This is a genomic window from Sphingobacterium faecale, from assembly GCF_016746095.1.
Lineage (GTDB): Bacteria > Bacteroidota > Bacteroidia > Sphingobacteriales > Sphingobacteriaceae > Sphingobacterium > Sphingobacterium faecale.
Genome location: NZ_JAERTY010000004.1, coordinates 122,374 through 144,242, shown reverse-complemented (window position 1 = coordinate 144,242; position 21,869 = coordinate 122,374). Strand labels below are relative to the sequence as shown.

Genomic DNA, 21,869 nt, shown 5'->3' with positions numbered 1-21,869 from the left:
TATTAAATCGTCTATACTTTAGCTAAAAATACAGACGATATATGTTTTATGTTAATGCGAATCCTTGTTTGCGGAGATCATCCCAGAATGTAGGGTAGGATTTTTCAACAACATGCGGTTCCAGTATCTGTACCTGTTGGAAGACAAGTGCCAGTGGTGCAAAGGCCATCGCCATACGGTGGTCTTCGTAGGTTTCGATCGTCAGGGATCCTGGATCTTGAACGTGCTGACTGTGCAGGTGATAGGTTTCGCCGTCCTCTTGTAATACAGCGCCATATTTTGCAATCTCGTTTTGTAGGGCTGCAATACGGTCGGTCTCTTTGATCTTCAGCGTCTCGAGACCGGTGAAAGAAACATCCCGCTTTAATGCAGATGCCACCACGACAACGGTCTGTGCCAGATCGGGACATGACTTGAAATCAAATAACTTTTTGTCCGATGCGATTGCTGTTTTCTTCAGGTAAATAGCGTCTGCTTCGAAGGTTGTCTTGACCCCAAAGTGAGTCATGATCTCAGCAATCGCGATATCGCCCTGCAGGCTGTTCTTTTTGAGTCCAGGCAGTCGTATGGAGCCCTGCTCTGACAACGCTACCATAGCGTACCAATAGGAGGCAGCGCTCCAATCGGGCTCTATATACAACGTGCTTGGACGTGCTTGCTGGGGAGCAATGTGAATGCTATTCTCCTGCCAGCTGTGCTGTATACCGACCTCGGCCAACATATCGAGTGTCATGGTGACATAAGGTCTGGAGGTCAGCTCGCCCTCAATATCTAAGGTGAGTCCGTCTTTGAGCGCCGAGGCGATCAAAAGAAGGGAGGATATATATTGGCTGCTGATGTCGCCTTTGATATTGACCGAAGTAGCCGATTGCTGGAATGGACCGCGTATACGCAGTGGGGGGTAGCCGGATGTCTGTGTGTAATCAATGGACGCTCCCAGGCTGTTGAGCGCATCTACCAGAATCCCAATCGGACGCTGTTGCATTCGCTGTGTGCCAGTAAGTACAAAGTCTCCAGGAAGTAGATTGAGGTAAGATGTCAAAAAACGCATGGCTGTACCGGCAGGGCCGATGTCTATGGTTTTTACCTGATCGTCAATCTGAAGTGCTACGTTTAAGGCATTGGTCAACAGCACGGTGTCATCAGCATGGGAAAGGTTTTGTATCTTCACCTTTCCCGAACTGATGGCCTGTATAATAAGAGCCCGGTTGCTCTCTGATTTAGAACCAGTGAGCTGTACCGTTCCACTTATTTGTTTCGTAGGATGAGCGAGCTTGATGCTTGTTAGACTCATTTATACCTCCGCATTTACTTTTGTATTCATCACTTCGTTTTGCTTACGGATAGATTCGTTGTGCAACAGTTCGAGGTATTTTACGGTAAAGTCTTCACTAAGGTTTAAGGCTCTTGCCAGTTGTACACGTTTTTGAACGATCTCGTCCCAACGTGATACCTGAAGGATAGTGACGTGATTGTCACGTTTATACTCACCGATCTTCTCTGCTATCTTCATACGATCACCGATCTGCTTGATGATCTGGTCATCTAATTTGTCGATCTGTTGACGGAGTTCGGCCAACTTATCGTCAAAAGCAGGGTTGTTCGATGCGGCATGACGGATAGACAAGTTGTCCAATAGGTCTGCTAGTGCAGCTGGTGTCACTTGTTGTTTCGCATCTGTCCAAGCTACGGAAGGATCGATATGAGATTCGATGATGAGTCCTTGCATATCCATGTCCATAGCTTTTTGTGTGATGTAAGGAATAAGCTCACGGTTACCACAGATATGACTAGGATCGTTGATGATAGGCAGCTCTGGTGCAATCGTTTTCAACTGTATGGCGATGTCCCACATCGGCTCATTACGGAAGGCTGTCTTTTCGAAAGAAGAGAATCCGCGGTGTATCGCACCCAGTTTTTTGATGCCGGCACCATTGATACGCTCTAATGCTCCAATCCATAACGATAGGTCTGGATTTACAGGGTTTTTGACGAATACGGGTACATTTACGCCTTTCAAAGCATCTGCAATCTCTTGGACAGTAAATGGATTGGCTGTCGAACGTGCACCGACCCATAGTGTATCTATACCTGCAGCCAGCGCTTCTTCTACGTGTTTGGCGGTAGCTACTTCTGTGGCAGTAAGTAGACCAGTTTCTTCTTTCGCTCTTTTTAACCATTGTAGACCGACACTTCCAATACCTTCAAACTCGCCTGGACGTGTACGTGGTTTCCATATACCGGCGCGTAATACATTTACTTTGCCTGTATTTGCCAATAAATGAGCTGTCGAAACCACTTGCTCTTCGGTCTCTGCGCTACATGGACCTGCTATGATTAAAGGTTTGTCTCCTGTGTCTATCCAAGACTGTAATGGAAGGATGTCTAATGAATGTTTCATCTTATTTTCAATTTTTAATTTTTATCGTTGTGCTAGTTGTGTTATACTTTTTCGTTTTTGATGTATTCGCCCATGATACTGAAATTGACGGTATGCTTTAGGACTTTGCGAATTGCAGCATCATAATCGGCTTGCTTTTTCCATTCTACATCGACATAGAAATCGTATTCATTACGTCGGCCCACTACAGGCATAGATTGGATCTTGCTGAGGTTGACATTTTGTTCGGCAAAGCACTGTAGTACGGCTGCCAATGCGCCTACACCATTGCCAGTCTGAAAGGAGAGGGAGGCTTTGTTTGCTCCTTTTTGCTCGACAACCTCGTTGCTCAAAATCAAAAACCGTGTTGCATTCTTTTTATTGGTCTCGATTCGTTTTTCGAGAATCTGCAGACCGTATATCTTGGCGGCAAACTCTCCGGCAATAGCCGCTGTATTGGTAAGCTGTTCTTCTTTTATCTTTTTGGCACAGCCTGCGGTATCCAGTCCTTCTTTGATAATCCAATCGGAATGGTCGGAGAGGAACTCGTCGCACTGACGAATAGCAATCGGGTGAGACTCGACATATTGGATGTCGCTTAGTTTTACCCCAGGCAAGGCCAACAGATTTTGCTGAATGTTAAGGTGTACCTCACCTACGATATGGAATCTGTAGTCCCTTAGTAAATTGTAATTGGGTAATATGCTCCCCGCAATAGAGTTCTCGATGGCCATCACTACATAATCTGCTTTGCCTTGTTTGAGCATTTCGCAGGTTTGCTTGAAAGAGCTGCACTCTAAGGTCTCGATGTCCTGACCGAAATACTTGAATGCGGCTTCTTCATGGAATGAAGCTTTTACGCCCTGAATTGCAATTTTTGTTTTCATATTTAATATTTAACGAAAAAAGGTCCCGGAATCAATCCGGGACCTTTCATATTTTATTCATGCAGTGAATTATATACATACTAGTCCCGGCTTTTATCGCTAAAATAAAAGAAATAAAAATAGTTGTATGTGTTCATTGTATGCATTGTCTCTGTTTTGATGAATCAAAGGTATGTGATTGAAAAATAATATCCAAATTTATTTTTATTTAAATGGTTTTTTAGTTGTTTTTTTGATTCATTTTTATGTTGATTTTGGACTGTTTTTTTTAGTTTAAAAAATGTAATTTTTGATAGGTTGTTTTTTGTTATTTTGTTTGTTATTGCTGTTTAAAGCTTGTTTTGTTTGTTTTTTAGTTGTTTTTAATTAGTGTTAATGATGGTTTTTTAAGCTATTTTTATAGTGTTTTTTGTGTTATTATTTTTATTTATTTTGTTTGTTTTTGTTGTTATTTTATGTGTTTATTTTGCTCTGTTTTGGGATAGATAAGAAAATAGTGGAGTAGGAGAAGTGTTCTTTTCGACAGATTTTAGTACTATTGTAGCTCTTTTAGCGCTATTGATTATGTTATATGTTATTTTAAGTGTTGTTTGTAGTGTGATTGTTGCTGTGCTGCTAAAGATGGCGCGAGGTAGGTCCCTGAATGTGCAACAGATTGTTTTGTGGAACTATCCAGCGACCGTTGTATTAACATACACGCTGCTGGGTCCTGAACTGAAAGACGTCCCATGGTCTATACTTCCGTATCAATTGTATATACCACTTACTATACTATTGCCTACACTTTTTATTTTCATCGCTTTATCTATTAAATACAGTGGTATTGTAAAAACGGATGTTGCGCAACGTATGTCATTGTTTATTCCTCTATTGGCTTCTTTTTTAATTTTTAAGGAAACTGCTTCCTCCGGTAAGCTGATTGGTATTGCTGTCGGATTGATTGCACTGGTTTGTTCGGTCAGCTGGAATAAAGCGGGGCAGGGCCAAAAATCCAATAGCATGCTGTATCCTGCGGTGGTGTTTTTGGGGATGGGGATAATTGATGTTTTGTTCAAACAAGTGGCGCAACATAAAGAGGTGTCTTATATTGACTCGATGTTCTTCGTTTTTGTAGGGGCAATGTTGGTTGCTTTTTGTATCTTGTTGTTTCAAAAGTGGGGCCGGGGACAACGGATAGAAGCCTCCTCTATGTTGTGGGGGAGTGTATTGGGAGTGTTTAATTTTTTCAATATTTTCTTTTATATGAAGGCGCATCGCGTGATCCCGGACAATCCCTCTATTGTATTTACGACAATGAATGTCGGTGTGATCGTAGTGGGTACGCTGGTCGGCGTATGGGCTTTTAAAGAAAAATTGAGCTATATCAATAAAATCGGTCTTGTATTGGCTGTTATATCTATATTATTAATTGCGTATTTGTGAGTTTATTTGAAGATACTTATTTGACTATTGAGGAGCCTTCTGAAGGGATTTTTAGAGATAAAGGGAGTAAGTTTATAGCTTATGCCTACCCCTTTAAGAATGAAAAAGACCTGAAGGATATTATAGCGGACCTAAAGGCCTTGCATCCTAAAGCTCGACATCATTGTTGGGCCTATCGCTTAACGACGGATCGTGGCGTGTTTCGTATCAATGACGATGGCGAACCGTCAGGTACGGCAGGGAGGCCCATCCTAAATGTGCTGCTCTCTAAAGATCTGACGAATATACTGGTTGTGGTGGTTCGGTATTTTGGGGGTACTCTTTTGGGGGTGCCGGGATTGATCAACGCCTATAAGACGGCTACGTTGGAAGCATTGGACGTGGCAAAGATCGAAGAGCGGACGGTAAATGATGTGTATGATGTTCGATTCGACTATTTGCAGATGAATGATGTCATGCGCGTGATGAAAGAAGAAGGAATTCAAATGTTGGATCAACAATTTGACAACAGCTGTGTTATAACTATGGAGATTAGAAAGATGCAAGTCAATCAGGTGCTGGCAAAATTGGATAAGATCGAAAAAGTGACTCACAACTATTTGTATACGTTATGATTGCAGACACGGAGTTAATTTTAAATGCGGACGGTAGTATATATCACCTGAACCTGCGGCCTGGGGATCTGGCCGATACTATCATCTTTGTCGGGGACCAAGAACGAGTTCCATTGGTTTCGAAATATTTCGACACCATAGAGGTGAAGAAAGGTAAACGGGAATTTATCACCCATACGGGGATGTTGCGGGGGAAACGAATCTCTGTAATATCTACTGGAATAGGAACCGATAATATCAATATCGTATTAAATGAGATCGATGCTCTGATCAATGTTGATTTTGAAACCAAGACATTGAAGAAAGAAATGAGGTCTGTTGATATCATACGCATCGGGACATCGGGCCCCATACAGGGGAATCTTCCTGTGGGAACGGTGTTGGCCAGTGAATTTGCGATAGGTTTTGATACGCTGATGCAGTTTTATGTTAAATCATACGCTAAAGAGGAGATAGAGTTGGCGGCAGCGGTTACCAAGCATTTCTCGAACTTGTCTTTTCATCCTTATATCGGAACGGCCAGCCCAAGGCTTATGGCGCAGTTTTCAGGAGGACTTTCAAAGGGAATAACGATGACAGCGCCGGGCTTTTACGGGCCTCAGGGGCGATCGGTCCGTTCGCATAATATGTACCCTGATCTCATTCAAAAGGCTAACTCATTCCGAACAAAAAAAAAGCAGTGTATTACGAATTTAGAAATGGAGACTGCGGGTATCTATGCACTGGCCAATATGCTGGGGCACCATGCGCTTTCCATTAATGCGATTTTGGCTTCTCGACTTCACGAAGAATTCTGTCCGAATCCATCCGAAGTAATTGATGCCGCAATACGGCATGTGCTGGAGCGTATATAGGTGGCCTATGCCGGTGATAGTCCTTTGCGGGCGGAATCGAATTTTAACAATATAAAAAGGAGTATCGTAAAGCTCCACAAAGAAGAACCTCCATAACTGAGAAATGGCAACGGAATCCCGATGATGGGAACCAGACCTATCGTCATGCCGAGATTGATGAAAAAATGGAAAAACAAGATGGACGCTACGCAATAGGCGTATATTCTGGCGAAAGCCGTGCGTTGTCTCTCTGCAAGGTGGATAATCCGGAATAATAAGAATACGTAGATGGCCACTATGGTCACCGATCCGACAAATCCCCATTCTTCACCAATGGTACAGAATATAAAATCGGTACTTTGTTCGGGCACGAAGTTATATTTAGTCTGTGTTCCTTGGAGGTATCCTTTTCCAAACAATTGTCCTGAACCAATAGCAATCTGGGATTGATTGAGATTATAACCTTCACCCAGCGGGTCGTGGACTTTGTCGAGGAGGATGTCAATTCTGTTTCTCTGGTGCTGTTCCAAAATATTCTCCCAAGCAAAATCAACACTCAAGACATAGATCGATGAAGCTACACAGAGCAGGGCAATGTTAATAATATTCTTACGTTTGGAGCGGTAGAAATAAGCGAGCAGACTACATAGGCCAACGATAATAGCCACGAGTATCCATTCGTTTTCCAGTATTAAGGCTGCCACAAATAGTATAATCGCTAGTCCGCCAAGTAATAATAACTTGGTGTTGACATAGCCTTCTCTGTAAAAGACAAAGATCAACGAGAAAAAGACCATAGCAGAGCCTGTATCTGGCTGAAGTCTGACTAGTGCTGTTGGCAGAAGTACTATGGCTGCTGCTACTAATAGTGATTTGACGTTGGGAGCCTTGTTCGACTGCGTACCGAGGTAATAGGAGAGAAGGAGACAGGTTCCCAGTTTTCCAAATTCGGATGGTTGCAATCGAAAGAATCCCAGGTCGATCCAGGATTGATTACCTTTAATATTCTTACCAATAAACAATACCGCTATCAGCAGTAAAATGACCACAGCGTAGACGATAGGTGTGATGGATATGAAAAAACGTTGGTCAATGATAAGTATACTAAAGCCTATAATAAGTGCTGTGAATATGAATAAGCCTTGTTTTCCATAGTTTGTAGCTAAACTGAATATCTCGGGGTGCTGCGGATTGTATGCCGCGGCATAGATGTTGAACCAGCCAATCAGGCATAATATGAGCCATATCGCTACCGTAATCCAGTCTAGGCGGCCTAAAAAGCTGTTTTTAGTATTGTTCATTTCTTCCTGTGACTTGGCTATGGTGAACGAATAAAGCAGGTGCCTGTTTGTTTTGAGCAACCTGTTTTGTTGTTTTTAAACTATCCTTTTTCAAAGCAGGTGTATCTTTTTTGACTTCATTGGTCTTCGTTTTTACTTTTGGCAATAAGTTGGCATTCAAGATACGGTCTTGCAAATATTTGGGTAAGGTTATGGTATCTCTGATATGCTTTTCTACGAGCATACTGGCGATAGGGCCAGCCCATGTCCCGCCATATCCAGCATTTTCTACGAACACAGCGATGGCAATTTTTGGATTGACGCGTGGCGCGAATGCGAAGAATACAGCGTGGTTTTCACCGTGATTTTGTACCGTACCTGTTTTACCACACATTTCGATCCCATTGATCCGTACCGAGGCACCGGTTCCTCCAGCATTGACCGCACGACTCATTCCTTCAATAACGGATTCATAATGCTGTTCGTCTACACCAGCCCATATTTTTTCTGTAAATTCTTCTTTGACAATCTTCTTTTCGCCAATTCCCTTAATCAGGTGTGGACGGTAATAGAAACCGCGATTGGCGACAATAGCCATAATATTTGCCATTTGAAGTGGTGTGATCCCCAGTTCGCCCTGACCAATAGATTGAGAGATACTATAGCTGGATCCCCATTTTTCACTGCCAAAGCGTTTGGTATAGTAACTGGCGGGATAGACGTTTCCTCCTTTTTCGCCTGGTAAATCGATACCTAGGGGATGACCTAAACCAAATTGGTTAAGTCCTTCCCGCCACAATTCGTACGCTTTGGGTCCCGACATCCCTCTGGAATCAATCATACGGGCATAGACATAACCATAATAGGTATTGCAGGACCGTTGGATGGATTTGATTAGATCTGTAGGTCCGTCTACGTGGGTACACCGCATGATTCGGCCATTTCCATAACGATAGCCGCCGGGGCAATTGAAAATAGTCTGTGGCGTGATCACTCCGGCCTGTAGTGCAGTAAGTGCCGCTACAACCTTGAAGACTGAGCCTGGAGGGTAGGAGGCTTGGATTGGGCGGTTGAACATCGGCTTGTGTGGATCGTATAGCAACTTCATGTAATTGTTCCCTCGCTGTCTACCCACCATCATATTAGGATTATAACTAGGACTACTCACATAAGTTAATATTTCACCTGTAGAAGGCTCTATAGCTACGACAGAGCCTAATTTGTTTTTCATAAGTTTTTCTGCCAGTAACTGTAAATCCTTGTCTAAGGAAGAAATCAAACCATCTCCAGATACAGCTAGGGTATCGAATTTCCCTTCTCTAAAGGAGCCTTGGGCTCTACCGAGCTTATCGACCATCTGATTTCGGATACCACGTTGACCTCGTAAAAGTTCTTCATAAGACCGCTCGACTCCTGATGCGCCAATATAATCGCCACTTTTGTAAAAACCGTTCGACCGTTCAATATCTTTTTGATTTACTTCTTGGATATATCCAAGAAATTGAGCGGCGGTACTATCGGGATATTGACGTACTGTACGGGGTTGAGTCTGAAAACCTCTAAATTTATCCAGATGCTCTTGCAATACAGCAAATGTTTCTGCATTCATCATACCTTCAAAGGTAGATGCTCGAAATGGAGAAAAAGCTCGCGCTTTATTCATACGAGATATAAAACCATCCTTGTCTATTTCTAATAAACGGCATAAGAGCAGGGTATCTATATCTTTTACCTCTCTGGGGATGACTAAAAGATCATAAACGGGTTCGTTCTGAACTAATACTTTGCCATTACGGTCTAAAATAATCCCTCTAGCGGGATATACCACGCTTTTTCTCAGAACGTTGTTATTGGCAGAAAGTAAATAGGAATCATCTATGATTTGAAGATAGAACAGGCGAGCGACAATTATTAACGCTATCGCTAAAAATATACCTTGGATAATGTATTTGCGCTCGAAAAAATTGTTGTTCATATCACTCTAATTGGCTAATCTTGATTTACGATTGTAAGTAATCAGGCTGATGAGTAGAATGACCACTACAGTGAATAAACTACTGAAAAATATACTGGCTAATGTGTGTAATATATTTTGGAATGAAAATACTTCGGTTAAGAATAATACTAGATGATGGACGAGTGTACCTAAAAGTAGATAGGTACTGAACCATTTGAATCCCATATTACCCCAGCTAGGGGTTTGAAAAGCCTGTTCTTCTACATCTAGGGTGATTTTATGGAAAAATATCCGAAACCAAGCTAAGGCTACACAGGCTGCCGCATGGACTCCAATACTGTCATAAAATGCATCAACAGTAAGACCAGTGAGTAACGCCAACAAGAAAAGGAAAAAATTAGGTATTCCTGTCGGAAGTAGTAGTATGATTAGAATATAAGGAAATAAAGTGGCAATATTATAGTAACCAATATTTTTGAATACAGCGATCTGCAGTATTATAAGTATGAGAAAACGAACGATATTGAAGATGAATACTCTAGCCATTATCTTTATTGTGCTGTTCTAATTCTAATTTTTCAGTAGACATTTTATCTTTTACAATATAAACATGATTTAGATTTATAAAGTTTGTTGTTAATAAAACTCTAATGTCTTTAAAGCTCTCACCTGAAGCCAAATCCGTTTGTACAATATGTCCAACTTTGATTCCTTTCGGGAATTTGGTGGAGTATCCGGAAGTAAACACTGGAGCACCGATGTGAACTTTTACATGGTTAGGAATATCTCGTACCATAGCATAGCGAGAATCCGTATTGCTGCCCCAAACTAATGAACCAAATGCTGTAGTGGTGCTATCTAACGTTACAGAAATTTTAGTGTCCGGATGAAGAAGGGATTTGATCGTGCTAAAATGTTGCGAAACATTCAAAACAGTACCTACAATTCCATTAGATGTAATCACCCCCATATCGGGTTCTATGCCGTCACTTGTTCCCTTATCGATCGTGATGAAATTACTTTTTTGATTTATACTGTTATTTACAACCGAGGCTACTATAAAGTCATAACGCTCTTCACTAATAGAATCTGTTAGATGGATGTCAGTACTAGCTGTGGAGTCTGTCGGGAGAAAGTTTTGCAGCTTTTTCCGGAGTAGAGCATTTTCGTCAGCGAGCTGTTGGTTTATGTCTCGTAATGATAGATATTCTTTCCAAGAGTTTACATTTTCATAAAACGTTCCAACAATGACATTAGAAGAGTTTACAAAAGCCGACCGCTGGTAATTGTTGTTTTGAACAACAAGGAAAACAGAGAATACGAAAAAAAGTACAAACCAAAAGAAGGCATTATATCTTACCAAAAAGAGCCATAGGTTTTTCATATTTTTCCCGTAAAAATTTGTTTTGTTATCTAAAAAGTACGCGATATAGAAAAAGTTAAACTTTTCTATATCGCGCAGAAGTAATTGTAGTTTTGTTTCTATCTAACTTACTGCATTAAAAACTTAAAACGTCCTATGTTTTTAAGTGCTATTCCTGTTCCTCTTACCACTGCTCGTAGAGGATCTTCGGCAACGTGTATAGGTAATTTTGTTTTCGCTTGTAGCCTTTTGTCAAGACCTCTTAGTAATGCTCCTCCTCCCGTTAAATATATTCCCGTTTGGTAGATATCAGCTGATAATTCTGGAGGTGTGATTTCTAAAGCTTTTAGAATTGCTTCTTCTATTTTAGAAATAGACTTGTCTAAACAATGAGCAATCTCAGTGTAGGATACCGTAATCTGTTTAGGGATACCTGTCATTAAATCACGCCCTTGGACCGCAAAGTCTTCAGGTGGATCTGTCAGTTCAGGCAGGGCAGCTCCAACCTCGATTTTAATCTTCTCGGCGGTACGATCTCCAATCATAATATTGTGCTGGCGACGGATGTATTGTACGATATCCGAGTCAAAGTTGTCTCCACCTACACGGATGGATTGGTCACAGACAATCCCAGATAACGCGATAACAGCAATCTCCGTAGTACCACCACCGATATCGATAATCATGTTACCCACTGGCTCTTCTACATCAATTCCGATACCTACAGCAGCAGCCATTGGTTCGTGAATAAGATACACTTCTTTTGCACCAGCTATTTCCGCTGAATCACGCACGGCACGTTTTTCGACTTCGGTAATACCGGAAGGAATACATACGACCATACGTAAAGATGGAAAGAACCACGATTTGCCATTGGTGACTAATTTGACCATTCCTCGAATCAGGTGCTCTGCGGCAGTAAAATCTGCTATTACACCATCCCTAAGTGGCCTGACCGTTTTTATGTTGTCATGGGTTTTGCCTTCCATTTGCATAGCCTGTCTGCCTATGGCAATAACTTTGTTGGTCGTCCGATCAAACGCTACGATCGAAGGCTCGTCCACTACTACTTTATCATTGTGTATTATTAAGGTATTTGCCGTACCCAAGTCAATCGCAACTTCTTGCGTAAACCAATTGAATAACCCCATTTAGTAAGTCCTAATTCTGTTTTTAATATAATGCAAACCTAATGAAAAAAAATCTATTATGGTAACCGAACTCTACAAAAAATTAAATAAAATAGCGCTAATCTTTGGTCGGAATTTGTCGGTGTAATAACGTTACAAGCAGTTGAATTATTGTGCCAATGTGTTGATAAAATAGTTGTAAAGATCAATCTTTAGATTATCTTTTTGTAAATCAGGTGTCTCTCCGTATATATCGCTATTTCTCAATATTATATCGCATCATTCTATAGGATATCTGCATTTGATGTTGTGGCAAGTGCTTAGTGGTGCTTGTTGGCTAGGTGAAGAGTCTAATTTATCAATACAATATGGCCTTAGCGGTCCTGAGGTGTACAGTTCGCTTTTTGAGATTGACGGAATACCGTAGTGCAAGAGGAGAACAAGAGTATTAACGTATTACACATTTACTTCCTGATAATCCGCTGATCTAGGGATTTTCTTCAAGATATCATACCATCCAGCGGGGATGTCAGTAAGCTTTCTTTCAGCCAAGTTGAGCCACGCACCATCGACGTTTACTTCTGCTGCCTTTTCTCCATTTTCTTTATAAATAACATGTTGAAATGAGAAACGGGCATTTTTTAGATTTAACTTAGTTAGGAAAACTTCTACTTTTATATACTCATCTAAATGAATTTCTTTTTTATAGATGAGCTCTTCTCTAAAAAGAATTGGACCGATCTTTTCCTTGGCAAATATGTCAAGTGATAGTCCCATTGTTTTCAACATGTTGCTGCGCGCCTGTGCGCAAAAATCGGCGTATGCGGAGTGTCTAAGGTGACGATTAGCATCTATCTGCGACCATAAAACCTGTCCCTCGTAAAAAATGTTATTCTCCATAGTAATCGTGTATTGTGGTTTGCGCTTTTGCCTATTGTTGTCCAGTTATTAAAACGTTAGATAGGAGAAACGATCTGCATGAGTAATGCGGTAAGCCAACCGGCGTATGTGCCTATAGCGTAGCCAAAAACAGCTAAAATAACGCCCACTGAGATTAATGAGGGATGGAATGCTGCTGACGTTACAGAGGCTGAAGCAACTCCGCCGACATTGGCCATGCTCCCTACAGCATAGTAGAAAAAAGGTACTTTAAATATCTTGCCTACAATCAAAAGGAGTAAGGCATGGAAGGACATCCAGATAATACCTACAACAAATAGTCCAAGGTTGTCTGCTATGGCTGAAATATCCATCTGCATACCGATTGTGACAATAAGCATATACAGGAGTGTAGAGCCGATTTTTGAGGCGCCTGCATGCTCGAGTTCCTTCGCTGGTGTAAAAGAAAGAGTTACTCCTATTATGGTTGCAAACAGGATAATCCAGAAAAATCCACTGGTCAACGAAAACTGCTCTAACTGGGGGTAGTTGGTTGCGATGAAATTAGCAACCGGCTCAGCTAAGAATGTGGCTAATCCCGTACCTCCAAAGGCTAGCGCCAGCATAATAATAAAATCTTTTGTTTGTGGTGTCCGTGCATTTGCTTGTGTCTTTGCCTCCATTTTTTGCATGAGTTGATCGACATCTCTGGAGTCGGCTTTGAAGAACTTGTCAAATTGTTTTGCCTTACTGGCTCCATATAATAGGAAGGCCATCCAGAGGTAGGCTACAAAGGCGTCTACTGCTATTATAGAAGAAAATAGTCTTGGTGATGGTTGTAATATTTCTTTTAAAGCGACTTGATTAGCACTGCCACCGATCCAAGATCCTGCCAGTGAACCAAGGCCTCGCCACACTTCGTCGGGACCGACTCCGCCGACCACTTGAGGTGCAAATAAGGAGACGATCCAAACCGCTAATGGTCCGCCCAATACTATCCCTACTGTACCGGTGATAAACATTAAACCTGCACGTTTTCTCAATGCCCACATTTCTTTGAGGTCCAGGCTGATTACAAATAGTATTAAACAGGCTGGTAGCAGGTAACGACTGCCTACGCTGGTCAAAGGCGAATTAGCGCCATCAAATACATGAAGGGAATTAAGGACGCCTGGAAGAAAGTAGCACAGTAGCAATGGTGGGATTACGTTGTAGAAGCCCTTGATATACTTGTTTGATAAGGAAGACGTATAGAATACGATACCCAGAATGGCCATGAGAATACCTGCTATAACGGCAGTATCAGTGATTAAAGGTTGTACAAGCGCTGTTTGGTTGTCCATTTTTTGTAATTAGTTGTTTTTTGACAGTGGCTACGGATCTCGTTATAGAAAACCACTGTTCTGGTATTTGAATATATGTATTTGTAAAAAAACTTGTGGTCGCTGATCGGATTGTTAGTGACCATTATTTTTTAATTTTTTGTGAATTTATAGATTAATTTTGATAAAAGTGGTAACGAATTCTTTACTATTGTGCATTTGCGTTGGTAATAACTGGATATTATTATAACTTTAATTTCGCATTCAATTAAAACTATGAATTTTTCTAGACGACATTTTTTAAAAAGTAGTGGTATAGTGTTGGGTAGTATGCCCTTTATTTCACTGGCAAATCAATTTAATATATCCAAAACCATTAAGGTTGGATTAGTGGGATGTGGTGGAAGGGGAACCGGGGCTGTTGTACAAGCGTTGGCAGCCGATTCAGGTGTAGTGATTACAGCACTAGCGGATGCTTTTCAGGATCAGATAGATCAAGCACTCCTTATTCTGAATAAAAAGGATTCACAACGTATAGATGTGCCAGAAGAGAGGCAGTTTGTTGGTTTTGAGGGGTATAAAGGTTTGGTGGATTCCGGTATAGATGTTGTATTGCTGTGTAGTCCGCCAAATTTTAGACCAGATCATTTGGCGTACGCCGTTAATGCAGGTAAGCACATATTTTGTGAAAAACCTGTTGCCGTAGATATACCTGGATTGAAACGTGTCATGGAAAGTGTACGTATAGCCAAAGAGAGAAAATTGAATCTGGTTTCGGGATTCTGTTTCCGTTATTCTGCCCCGAACCGTGAGATTATGAAACGAATACAAAATGGAGATATTGGAGATGTTAAATCAGTAACAACTTTTCGTTATGGGGGGGAGTTGACATTGAAGGAACGTAAAAATACTTGGACAGATTTTGAGTATCAATTACGTAATTGGTATTATTTTCAGCGTTATGCTTCTGACCTTATCGTAGAGCAATCTATTCATAGTGTCGATTATATGAATTGGATTATGGGGAATAAGTTACCAAAAGTGGTCAGCGCAACAGGCGGGAGACAGAGTAGGTCGTGGGAAGCAATAGGTAACACTTTTGATCATTTTGCTGTAGAATATGATTATGGAGACGGAGTTAAAGGAATGCATTTTTCAAGACAACAAAACGGTACGGAATCCCGTAACTCCGTAGAAGTCAATGGGACAGCTGGATTTGTTGATGTGAATATTATGAAAAATTATAATATACATGGAGCTAAAGATTTTGCGTATGATGGCAAAATAAATAATATGTACCAAACACAACATGATGAGCTTATGGCTGCTATTGTTAAAGGAGAATCGGTCAATGACGGAGATTTTATGGTGAATTCTACATTGTTAGCTATTTGGGGTAAAATAGCAGCTTATACCGGTAAGCGGATTTCATATGAGGAAATTATGAACTCGAAAGAAGAATTAGGACCTCATTCTCATAATTATAATTGGTCTATGTCTCCAGATGCAACGCCGATCGCTCAACCCGGATTTAAACCTTTTGTATAGATCATGGTAAAGAATAGCATTCGTATATTGGTGGTTGGTTGTGGTAACATGGGGACCTCCCATGCAAAGGCTTATCATAACAATCCTGATTTTGAAATAGTAGGTTTGGTATCAAGAGGAGAAAGTAAGGAACGACTGAATCTGGAACTAGGAGGAGACTATGCTTGTTTTGATGATTATCAAGCCGCACTCGGTGCAACCAGACCTGATGCGGTATGTATTTCTACCTATCCCGATACCCACGAGGACTATGCAATCCTTGCGTTCGACCATGGCGCACATGTTTTTATTGAAAAACCTTTAGCAGATACTGTACTCGGGGCTAAGCGCGTTGTTGATGCTGCAAATATAGCAAATAAAAAGCTCGTAGTCGGCTACATTTTGAGGCATCATCCTTCTTGGCTTCGTTTTATAGAAGAAGGAAGGAAGATGGGAAGTCCACTTGTGTTTCGAATGAACCTTAATCAGCAAAGCCAAGGTTATATGTGGAATGTGCATCGTAACCTTATGCAGAGCTTAAGTCCTATAGTTGATTGTGGAGTACATTATATTGATGTGATGTGTCAGATGACCGATGCAAAGCCTATTGCTGTCTCTGCAATAGGGGCTAGGCTTACAGAAGATATTCCAAGCAGCAATTATAACTATGGGCAGCTCCAGATAAAATTTGAAGATGGAAGCGTAGGCTGGTACGAAGCGGGATGGGGGCCTATGATGAGTCAAACAGCCTTTTTTGTTAAGGATGTTATTGGCCCAAAAGGATCGGTTTCTATTTTAGCAAAAGAGGCATCAAAGGATGGCAATTCGGATTCTGTTGAATCGCATACGAAGACAGAATCTATACGTATCCATTATGCCAATTTGGACCTCGAGAATAAGTTTACGAAAACGGATGAGTGGATTGATTTAGAAGACGAACCTAATCACCAAGAGTTATGCGACCGTGAGCAGATCTTTTTTCGGGATGCCATAGCTAATGATTTAGATTTAACAAAGTCGATGGCAGACGCTGTCAATAGTTTGCAAATAGCATTAGCATGCGATGAATCTGTTCGTACAGGAGACGTTGTCAAGCTCTAACGTAGTATGACTTCGGTACGACGGTTACGTTGCTTCCCGTCCATTGTCGCATTATCACCAATTGGTTTAGTATCCCCGTAGCCCGTACTTATTACTCGGCTTGCGGGGATTCCTTTTGAACGGAGAAAGTTTGCTATCGAACTTGCTCTATTCTCGGATAGCCTTTGATTGTGCGCTTTGTTACCTGTGTTATCTGTATGACCTGCTATTTCAATAGTTACCGCAGAATTTAGCTGAAGGAACTTTAAAAGGAGTAGAAGTTCCGCTTCCGATTTCTTTAGCGGAGTAGCACTATCGGTGTCAAAATAGATATTGTTCAATTGTGCGGTGTTGCCCCTCCGGATAGGTTGCAAAAATACACTGCCTTCAAACACCTCATTTTTTAATTCTGTATTCGAGATGTCGTATTGCTTAGAATCAAACATATATCCTTCTTTTTGGACATGTACAGCATAGTTTGCACCTACAGGTAGGGTGGCTATAAATTGACCATCTTCATAGTCAGAATCGTTGAGATATACAATATCTCCGTTTTGTGTGTTTGTTACTGAAATAATAGCCGATAGTGGCTTTTTGTTTTCTGCATCGTATATAGTTCCCTGTATGTAGACTACAGGAATAGGTTGCATTGGTTTAGGCATATTCAGACTATAGATATCTAACTGTCCAGTTGAGTCTACCGATGCCATATAGCCGAGTGTTCCATTCATAGTTACATGTATTCCTGTCTGGTCGTAGTTGTTATTTATAGGTCTTCCTAGATTGGTAGGTGTGCTCCATTGGCCTGTGCTATCAAGTTGAGTTCTGAATAGGTCAAACTGCCCAAAACCAGGCCATCCTTCAGATGCGAAGTAGAGTGTTTTATTATCAGCATGTATGTAAGGCGCCCTTTCGTCAAATGCCGTGTTTACTTTGTCGCCGAGATTTTGTGGTGTCTGCCATTTTCCATCGGCTGATAATTCGCTCTTCCATATATCGCTGCCTCCCATCCCTCCAGGCCTATTGCTTACAAAATATAAGGTACGTCCGTCTGAAGATATCGCAGGCTGTGCTTCCCATCCCTTTGTGTTTATAGGTGCTCCTAGATTATGTGGTGTGCTCCAAGTTCCTCTTTCAAGCTTGGAAACATAGATGTCACAGCTTCCCATGCCGTTGGGTCGGTTGCATCCTGTGAAAAATAGATATTTGCCATCAGGAGATATTGTGTGTGCTCCTTCATTGAAAAAGTCGGAGTTTATAGAACCGGAAATTTTTTCGGCAGTAGACCAACCTTCCTGACTAAAGTTACTTTCAAAAAAGTTTTCCTGGTTATTGCTCTTGCGTGTGAAGATTATTCTTTTCCCATCTGCAGTTAGCTTAGGGAAATATTCGTCATCAAGCGTGTTGATAGCTGGGGGTAGTTTAGTAACCTGTGTATCCTCTTTACTGTTGTAGCGGATTGCAAATTCACAGTTCTGTATATATTTTTCTACCTTTTCCCTGCTTTTTAGAGGCAGGTTATCTGTTTTGTAGTTAGTCAGATTAATCAAGGCCTCTTGGTATTGACCTTCTGCCAGTTGAGATTCGCCTAAGCCAAACAAGGTCAGCTTAGTTAGGTCGGGGTTTATTTGCAGAACTTTCTTGTAGAGTGGGATTGCTTCCTTATATCTTTTTTCTGAGCGGTAAATGTCAGCGAGCTGTTGATAGGCTGTGGCAAATGCTGGGTCAAGGAGTATGGCCTTTTTGAGTTCTTCTTTAGCTTGGGATTTGTTTTGCAGAGCAAGTTGCTTTGCTGCATTTTCATAAGCTGACTGTGCCTTTTTATTTATGGAGGAAGTCTGGCCAAAGGTAAATAAAGACCAATATGTCAATACAAAAAAACAAGATATTTTGAAGAATGAATTCATTACTGTTATTGCTATGGTATCCGATATAGCTTTTGTCTTTATCGGATATTAAAAGTAGAGAACTTTCTTCGAAATAACGAATTAAGGAATATTCAAGAATTTATGAGTCTGTAGGGAGATATCCCAATGTGGGTTGTCTTTAACATATTCAATGATCAAAGGAGTTATCTCATTCGCTTTAGACCATTCTGGCTGAAGGTACAATTTGCAGTTCGGCCCCACCTTACTAGCATGCTCTTCGGCCCATTTAAAGTCGCTTTTATTGAAAACAATAACTTTTAATTCACCTGCAGCTTCTAGAACATCGATTTTTGGACTTTTGAATTTTTTAGGAGACAAACAGATCCAATCCCAAACGCCACTTAGAGGATAGGCTCCAGAGGTTTCTATAAAAGTTTTAATGCCCTCTTCTTTAAGCCGTGTTGTAAGGTAATCAAGGTTATATATCAAAGGTTCTCCACCAGTAATGACAACGGTCTTTGCAGGGTGCTTTTTTGCATTTTCGACAATCGTCTCTGCGTCAGTAAGTGGGTGTAGATCAGCGTCCCAGCTTTCCTTTACATCACACCAATGACAACCTACATCACAGCCTCCAAGGCGGATGAAATAAGCAGCTTTACCAGTGTGGAATCCTTCTCCTTGAATCGTATAAAATTCTTCCATTAATGGAAGCTTTGTGCCGTTTTCGGGAACTTGATGTGACATTATCTTGAATTTTACAGGCTGCAAAGGTAAGATAAATAAACTAACGATTTGGGATTTAGTGGCTTTAAATTTTACTGTTGCAATTTTATTACGGAAATATTATATTTGATACAGTCCACTTGGACACATCTATCTACGTTGCTATGAATATGAAATGGAACATGCTCCTATTATTGGGTTTGTTGTTTTGGATGAATAGCGTTCTTGGGGAGGGGTCAAAAAATTTTTACCCCGACAAAGTTGAAGGTAATCGAGCTTTTTTGGTCTCGTTACCTATTGGAAGGAATGCTTTTGCCAATCAAGCTGCACATTATGTCTACGCTGTAGAGGGAGAGACTATTGCTGTTGCCTCGAGTGCCCAAAATGTTGGGCAAGGACGTGTTAAGCTAAAAGCGCCGGATGGTAAAATATATCAAACACGATCAGATAATATTGGACGTATTTTAGAGTTCGAAGGCTCTAGTAGAAAAGCCGAACTGGCCGGTCCCCGTGTTGGATACACGCCTTTTGAGATACCCGTAGGGATAGGGCAGTCGGGAATATGGTGTGTCGAGTTTATTTCTCCCGATCAAGATCCTATTAACGCCGCCACAGTGGAAGTGCCTAATGTTAAGGCAGATGCTGATTGGATACAAAACACCCAAGGAAGCCTTATTTCTGCTTGGGATGTATCCGTTCGAAATGTTGATAATACAGCTTGGGTGGTAGGACGGGTATTTGTTTCTATACTACAGTTGCATATCTCTACAGAAAGTTTAGCTGAGCGGGACGGGGCTTTCTACGGTAGAAATTATGTACTGACAAATGATGGGTATATCTATCATGTGAACGGAAATGGAAGTCACGGTATTGATTTTGCATATTTTGTTAATAGCTCTGGTGTTCTGAACGAAAAAGGACTGCCTAGTTACAAAAGTGCGGATCAGGAGATGAATGCTCTGTTTCATAACCCTAATAAAGAGGATGAACAATTGCTTATCACTCATAAAATGTTTTATGGTCTTCCCGATACTACTATGCCAAAACAAAGCCATGGTGCTTTTCCCGGGGGAAGAAGTTGGCTTTTTAGCCCTCGGGAAATTATAGATGTTCAAGATCTTAAAATAGTTTGGGAGGAAGGGAAAACTAATCAGCTTGAAAAAGAAGGCGTGTTTTTGAGCTTTAAAACCAATTATAGTGGACGATATAAGGTCGTTATAAGTCCAACCTCGGACAAGTTTTTCTTTAGAAGCCTTCAAATCAATGTAGAAGCGAAAGAAGGCGTGAATCGTTTTTTCTGGGATGGATTAGACGGTGATAATAATTTTATGCCTCAGGGTGTTGATTACGAGGTGAGGGTGTCTGTATCATTAGTTCAAGGTGAAATTCATTTTCCATATTTTGATATGGAGATTAATCCTAATGGTATATTAGTGGACCGCATTAATATTGACGGCAGTATACATAGTGATGCTATAATGTATTGGGATGATTCAGATATTACAGGGGGGCAACCTGGAGAAGTGTCGAATCCTAGAGTCAATAAAACCGGTACTGCTAGTAGGTTAGACGGACATCGGTGGGGTTCTTATACAGCGACTAAGCATGTGTCTGGCTCTTTAAATAACGGTTATGGCGCATATAGTTATGGTAATAAACGAGTAATGGATACATGGACATATACGGCACATTTGCAGGCTGAGATAACAGAAAGGATAAGTGTCGGACCTAGGCAGCCTGTTAAAGAAGACAATCCTTTGTCCTCAATTAAAGAGTTGCACATTACAGTTTATCAAGGACGAGAGGTGTTGTTTGACCTGTTGGATACAGAGGCATTCGCTAGCATTCTTGAGCGTGGTGAGAGAATAGAGATTGTAGACTTTTCTATTTATGGAGATATCGCGTTGACAGATAATACAGCTACTTATAGTGTAAAAGATGGGGCTTATACAGGGGGTGATGAGTTTACTTACCGTATAGTTGATGAAAATGGGACTACAGTTATCATAAACAAGGTATATATACAAATACTAAAAACCATACCTATTGCAAAAGACGATTTTTTTGATGTTGTATTTAATTCTATTCAAATATTAGACGTTCTTAATAATGATTTCGTTGAGCATAGCTATTTGAATAAGGAAAGTCTTCGTATCGTGGATTATCCGAACAATGGACAGCTGTATAAAGATGCTGAAGGGAAATGGATATATCAGGCTAATGATCAGTATATTGGAGTTGATAAATTTGCGTATCAAATCATGGATGGTAATGGCAATTGGTCAAATATCGCTACAGTAACACTTACTATTAAAGGGTTATTTATTCCGAATACCATTACTCCGAATGGAGATTCTAAAAATGATACATTTCAAATTATTGGATTATCTAATTTTGATCAGGTAGAGGTCAGTGTGCTGGATCGTTCTGGGCGGATTATGTTTAGTTCTAATAACTATAAGAATGATTGGGTAGTCCCTGTTACTGTGACTAATGGAGTTTACTTTTACCTTTTTAAAGGGAGTAAATATGGGCAAAAACCCATTATTAATAAAGGAGCGCTTATGATATTAACTTCGAGTACAAGCTTCGTGAATTAGATTC

18 protein-coding genes are annotated in these 21,869 nt (G+C 40.8%); 6 read left to right on the top strand and 12 right to left on the bottom strand.

What is annotated here, in order from left to right; all coding sequences use genetic code 11:
* Positions 1-46: 46 nt before the first annotated feature.
* From aroA to JKG61_RS08565, 3 genes are read right to left on the bottom strand one after another with little or no spacing between them, the layout of a single operon-like run.
* Entirely contained in the window at positions 47-1,294 is a 1,248-nt protein-coding gene (gene aroA, locus JKG61_RS08575) for a 3-phosphoshikimate 1-carboxyvinyltransferase (RefSeq protein WP_202102561.1), read from the bottom strand.
* Entirely contained in the window at positions 1,295-2,401 is a 1,107-nt protein-coding gene (locus JKG61_RS08570; RefSeq protein ID WP_202102560.1) for a chorismate mutase, read from the bottom strand.
* 41 nt (positions 2,402-2,442) lie between these two features.
* Positions 2,443-3,267 (bottom strand): prephenate dehydratase, encoded by an 825-nt coding sequence (locus JKG61_RS08565; RefSeq protein WP_021069810.1) that lies wholly within the window; start codon positions 3,265-3,267, stop codon positions 2,443-2,445.
* 564 nt (positions 3,268-3,831) lie between these two features.
* Between JKG61_RS08565 and JKG61_RS08560 the strand changes: the two genes are divergently transcribed.
* From JKG61_RS08560 to JKG61_RS08550, 3 genes are read left to right on the top strand one after another with little or no spacing between them, the layout of a single operon-like run.
* Positions 3,832-4,689 (top strand): EamA family transporter, encoded by an 858-nt coding sequence (locus JKG61_RS08560; RefSeq protein ID WP_202102559.1) that lies wholly within the window; start codon positions 3,832-3,834, stop codon positions 4,687-4,689.
* Positions 4,686-5,303 (top strand): IMPACT family protein, encoded by a 618-nt coding sequence (locus JKG61_RS08555; RefSeq protein WP_021069808.1) that lies wholly within the window; start codon positions 4,686-4,688, stop codon positions 5,301-5,303. The genes JKG61_RS08560 and JKG61_RS08555 overlap by 4 nt, the downstream gene beginning before the upstream one ends.
* A complete protein-coding gene (locus JKG61_RS08550) occupies positions 5,300-6,157 on the top strand; it encodes a nucleoside phosphorylase (RefSeq protein WP_202102558.1) in 858 nt (285 codons plus the stop codon). The genes JKG61_RS08555 and JKG61_RS08550 overlap by 4 nt, the downstream gene beginning before the upstream one ends.
* A 5-nt stretch (positions 6,158-6,162) precedes the next feature.
* Here JKG61_RS08550 and rodA read toward each other — a convergent pair whose 3' ends face one another.
* The 7 genes from rodA to JKG61_RS08515 all read right to left on the bottom strand — a co-directional run bounded on the left by rodA (position 6,163) and on the right by JKG61_RS08515 (position 14,088).
* Positions 6,163-7,437 (bottom strand): rod shape-determining protein RodA, encoded by a 1,275-nt coding sequence (gene rodA / locus JKG61_RS08545; RefSeq protein WP_202102557.1) that lies wholly within the window; start codon positions 7,435-7,437, stop codon positions 6,163-6,165.
* Positions 7,424-9,391, bottom strand: a complete 1,968-nt coding sequence (gene mrdA / locus JKG61_RS08540) for a penicillin-binding protein 2 (RefSeq protein ID WP_202102556.1) — start codon at positions 9,389-9,391, stop codon at positions 7,424-7,426. The genes rodA and mrdA overlap by 14 nt, the downstream gene beginning before the upstream one ends.
* 6 nt (positions 9,392-9,397) lie before the next feature.
* Entirely contained in the window at positions 9,398-9,919 is a 522-nt protein-coding gene (locus JKG61_RS08535; protein ID WP_202102555.1) for a rod shape-determining protein MreD, read from the bottom strand.
* On the bottom strand, positions 9,912-10,757 hold the full coding sequence (gene mreC / locus JKG61_RS08530) for a rod shape-determining protein MreC (RefSeq protein WP_202102554.1): 846 nt from the start codon (positions 10,755-10,757) through the stop codon (positions 9,912-9,914). Before mreC ends, JKG61_RS08535 begins: the two co-directional genes overlap by 8 nt.
* A gap of 107 nt (positions 10,758-10,864) precedes the next feature.
* Positions 10,865-11,887, bottom strand: coding sequence for a rod shape-determining protein (locus JKG61_RS08525; protein ID WP_079642435.1), 1,023 nt, complete (start codon positions 11,885-11,887; stop codon positions 10,865-10,867).
* Positions 11,888-12,322: 435 nt separating this feature from the next.
* The gene (locus tag JKG61_RS08520; protein WP_202102553.1) at positions 12,323-12,766 is read right to left on the bottom strand and encodes an acyl-CoA thioesterase; all 444 of its coding nucleotides are present in this window, start codon (positions 12,764-12,766) and stop codon (positions 12,323-12,325) included.
* A gap of 56 nt (positions 12,767-12,822) precedes the next feature.
* The gene (locus JKG61_RS08515) at positions 12,823-14,088 is read right to left on the bottom strand and encodes a DUF819 family protein (protein WP_202102552.1); all 1,266 of its coding nucleotides are present in this window, start codon (positions 14,086-14,088) and stop codon (positions 12,823-12,825) included.
* 255 nt (positions 14,089-14,343) lie between these two features.
* Here JKG61_RS08515 and JKG61_RS08510 point away from each other — a divergent pair, with 255 nt between their 5' ends.
* The gene (locus JKG61_RS08510; protein ID WP_237249417.1) at positions 14,344-15,615 is read left to right on the top strand and encodes a Gfo/Idh/MocA family protein; all 1,272 of its coding nucleotides are present in this window, start codon (positions 14,344-14,346) and stop codon (positions 15,613-15,615) included.
* Positions 15,616-15,618: 3 nt separating this feature from the next.
* The gene (locus JKG61_RS08505) at positions 15,619-16,695 is read left to right on the top strand and encodes a Gfo/Idh/MocA family protein (RefSeq protein ID WP_202102551.1); all 1,077 of its coding nucleotides are present in this window, start codon (positions 15,619-15,621) and stop codon (positions 16,693-16,695) included.
* On the opposite strand, the gene JKG61_RS08500 is transcribed toward JKG61_RS08505, so the two are convergent.
* A complete protein-coding gene (locus JKG61_RS08500) occupies positions 16,692-18,581 on the bottom strand; it encodes an OmpA family protein (RefSeq protein ID WP_202102550.1) in 1,890 nt (629 codons plus the stop codon). The genes JKG61_RS08505 and JKG61_RS08500 overlap by 4 nt on opposite strands.
* Before the next feature lie 81 nt (positions 18,582-18,662).
* On the bottom strand, positions 18,663-19,286 hold the full coding sequence (locus tag JKG61_RS08495) for a 7-carboxy-7-deazaguanine synthase QueE (RefSeq protein ID WP_202102549.1): 624 nt from the start codon (positions 19,284-19,286) through the stop codon (positions 18,663-18,665).
* Positions 19,287-19,429: 143 nt separating this feature from the next.
* On the opposite strand from JKG61_RS08495, the gene JKG61_RS08490 reads away from it, so the two are divergent.
* On the top strand, positions 19,430-21,865 hold the full coding sequence (locus JKG61_RS08490) for a T9SS type B sorting domain-containing protein (RefSeq protein ID WP_202102548.1): 2,436 nt from the start codon (positions 19,430-19,432) through the stop codon (positions 21,863-21,865).
* The last annotated feature ends 4 nt before the right edge of the window (positions 21,866-21,869 follow it).

Excerpts from the sequence above, each read along its gene's own strand:
- aroA (WP_202102561.1), bottom strand. The coding sequence starts at position 1,294 with ATGAGTCTAACAAGCATCAAGCTCGCTCATCCTACGAAACAAATAAGT.
- JKG61_RS08570 (WP_202102560.1), bottom strand. The coding sequence starts at position 2,401 with ATGAAACATTCATTAGACATCCTTCCATTACAGTCTTGGATAGACACA.
- JKG61_RS08565 (WP_021069810.1), bottom strand. The coding sequence starts at position 3,267 with ATGAAAACAAAAATTGCAATTCAGGGCGTAAAAGCTTCATTCCATGAA.
- JKG61_RS08560 (WP_202102559.1), top strand. The coding sequence starts at position 3,832 with ATGTTATATGTTATTTTAAGTGTTGTTTGTAGTGTGATTGTTGCTGTG.
- JKG61_RS08550 (WP_202102558.1), top strand. The coding sequence starts at position 5,300 with ATGATTGCAGACACGGAGTTAATTTTAAATGCGGACGGTAGTATATAT.
- rodA (WP_202102557.1), bottom strand. The coding sequence starts at position 7,437 with ATGAACAATACTAAAAACAGCTTTTTAGGCCGCCTAGACTGGATTACG.
- mrdA (WP_202102556.1), bottom strand. The coding sequence starts at position 9,391 with ATGAACAACAATTTTTTCGAGCGCAAATACATTATCCAAGGTATATTT.
- JKG61_RS08535 (WP_202102555.1), bottom strand. The coding sequence starts at position 9,919 with ATGGCTAGAGTATTCATCTTCAATATCGTTCGTTTTCTCATACTTATA.
- mreC (WP_202102554.1), bottom strand. The coding sequence starts at position 10,757 with ATGAAAAACCTATGGCTCTTTTTGGTAAGATATAATGCCTTCTTTTGG.
- JKG61_RS08525 (WP_079642435.1), bottom strand. The coding sequence starts at position 11,887 with ATGGGGTTATTCAATTGGTTTACGCAAGAAGTTGCGATTGACTTGGGT.
- JKG61_RS08520 (WP_202102553.1), bottom strand. The coding sequence starts at position 12,766 with ATGGAGAATAACATTTTTTACGAGGGACAGGTTTTATGGTCGCAGATA.
- JKG61_RS08515 (WP_202102552.1), bottom strand. The coding sequence starts at position 14,088 with ATGGACAACCAAACAGCGCTTGTACAACCTTTAATCACTGATACTGCC.
- JKG61_RS08510 (WP_237249417.1), top strand. The coding sequence starts at position 14,344 with ATGAATTTTTCTAGACGACATTTTTTAAAAAGTAGTGGTATAGTGTTG.
- JKG61_RS08505 (WP_202102551.1), top strand. The coding sequence starts at position 15,619 with ATGGTAAAGAATAGCATTCGTATATTGGTGGTTGGTTGTGGTAACATG.
- JKG61_RS08500 (WP_202102550.1), bottom strand. The coding sequence starts at position 18,581 with ATGAATTCATTCTTCAAAATATCTTGTTTTTTTGTATTGACATATTGG.
- JKG61_RS08495 (WP_202102549.1), bottom strand. The coding sequence starts at position 19,286 with ATGTCACATCAAGTTCCCGAAAACGGCACAAAGCTTCCATTAATGGAA.
- JKG61_RS08490 (WP_202102548.1), top strand. The coding sequence starts at position 19,430 with ATGAATATGAAATGGAACATGCTCCTATTATTGGGTTTGTTGTTTTGG.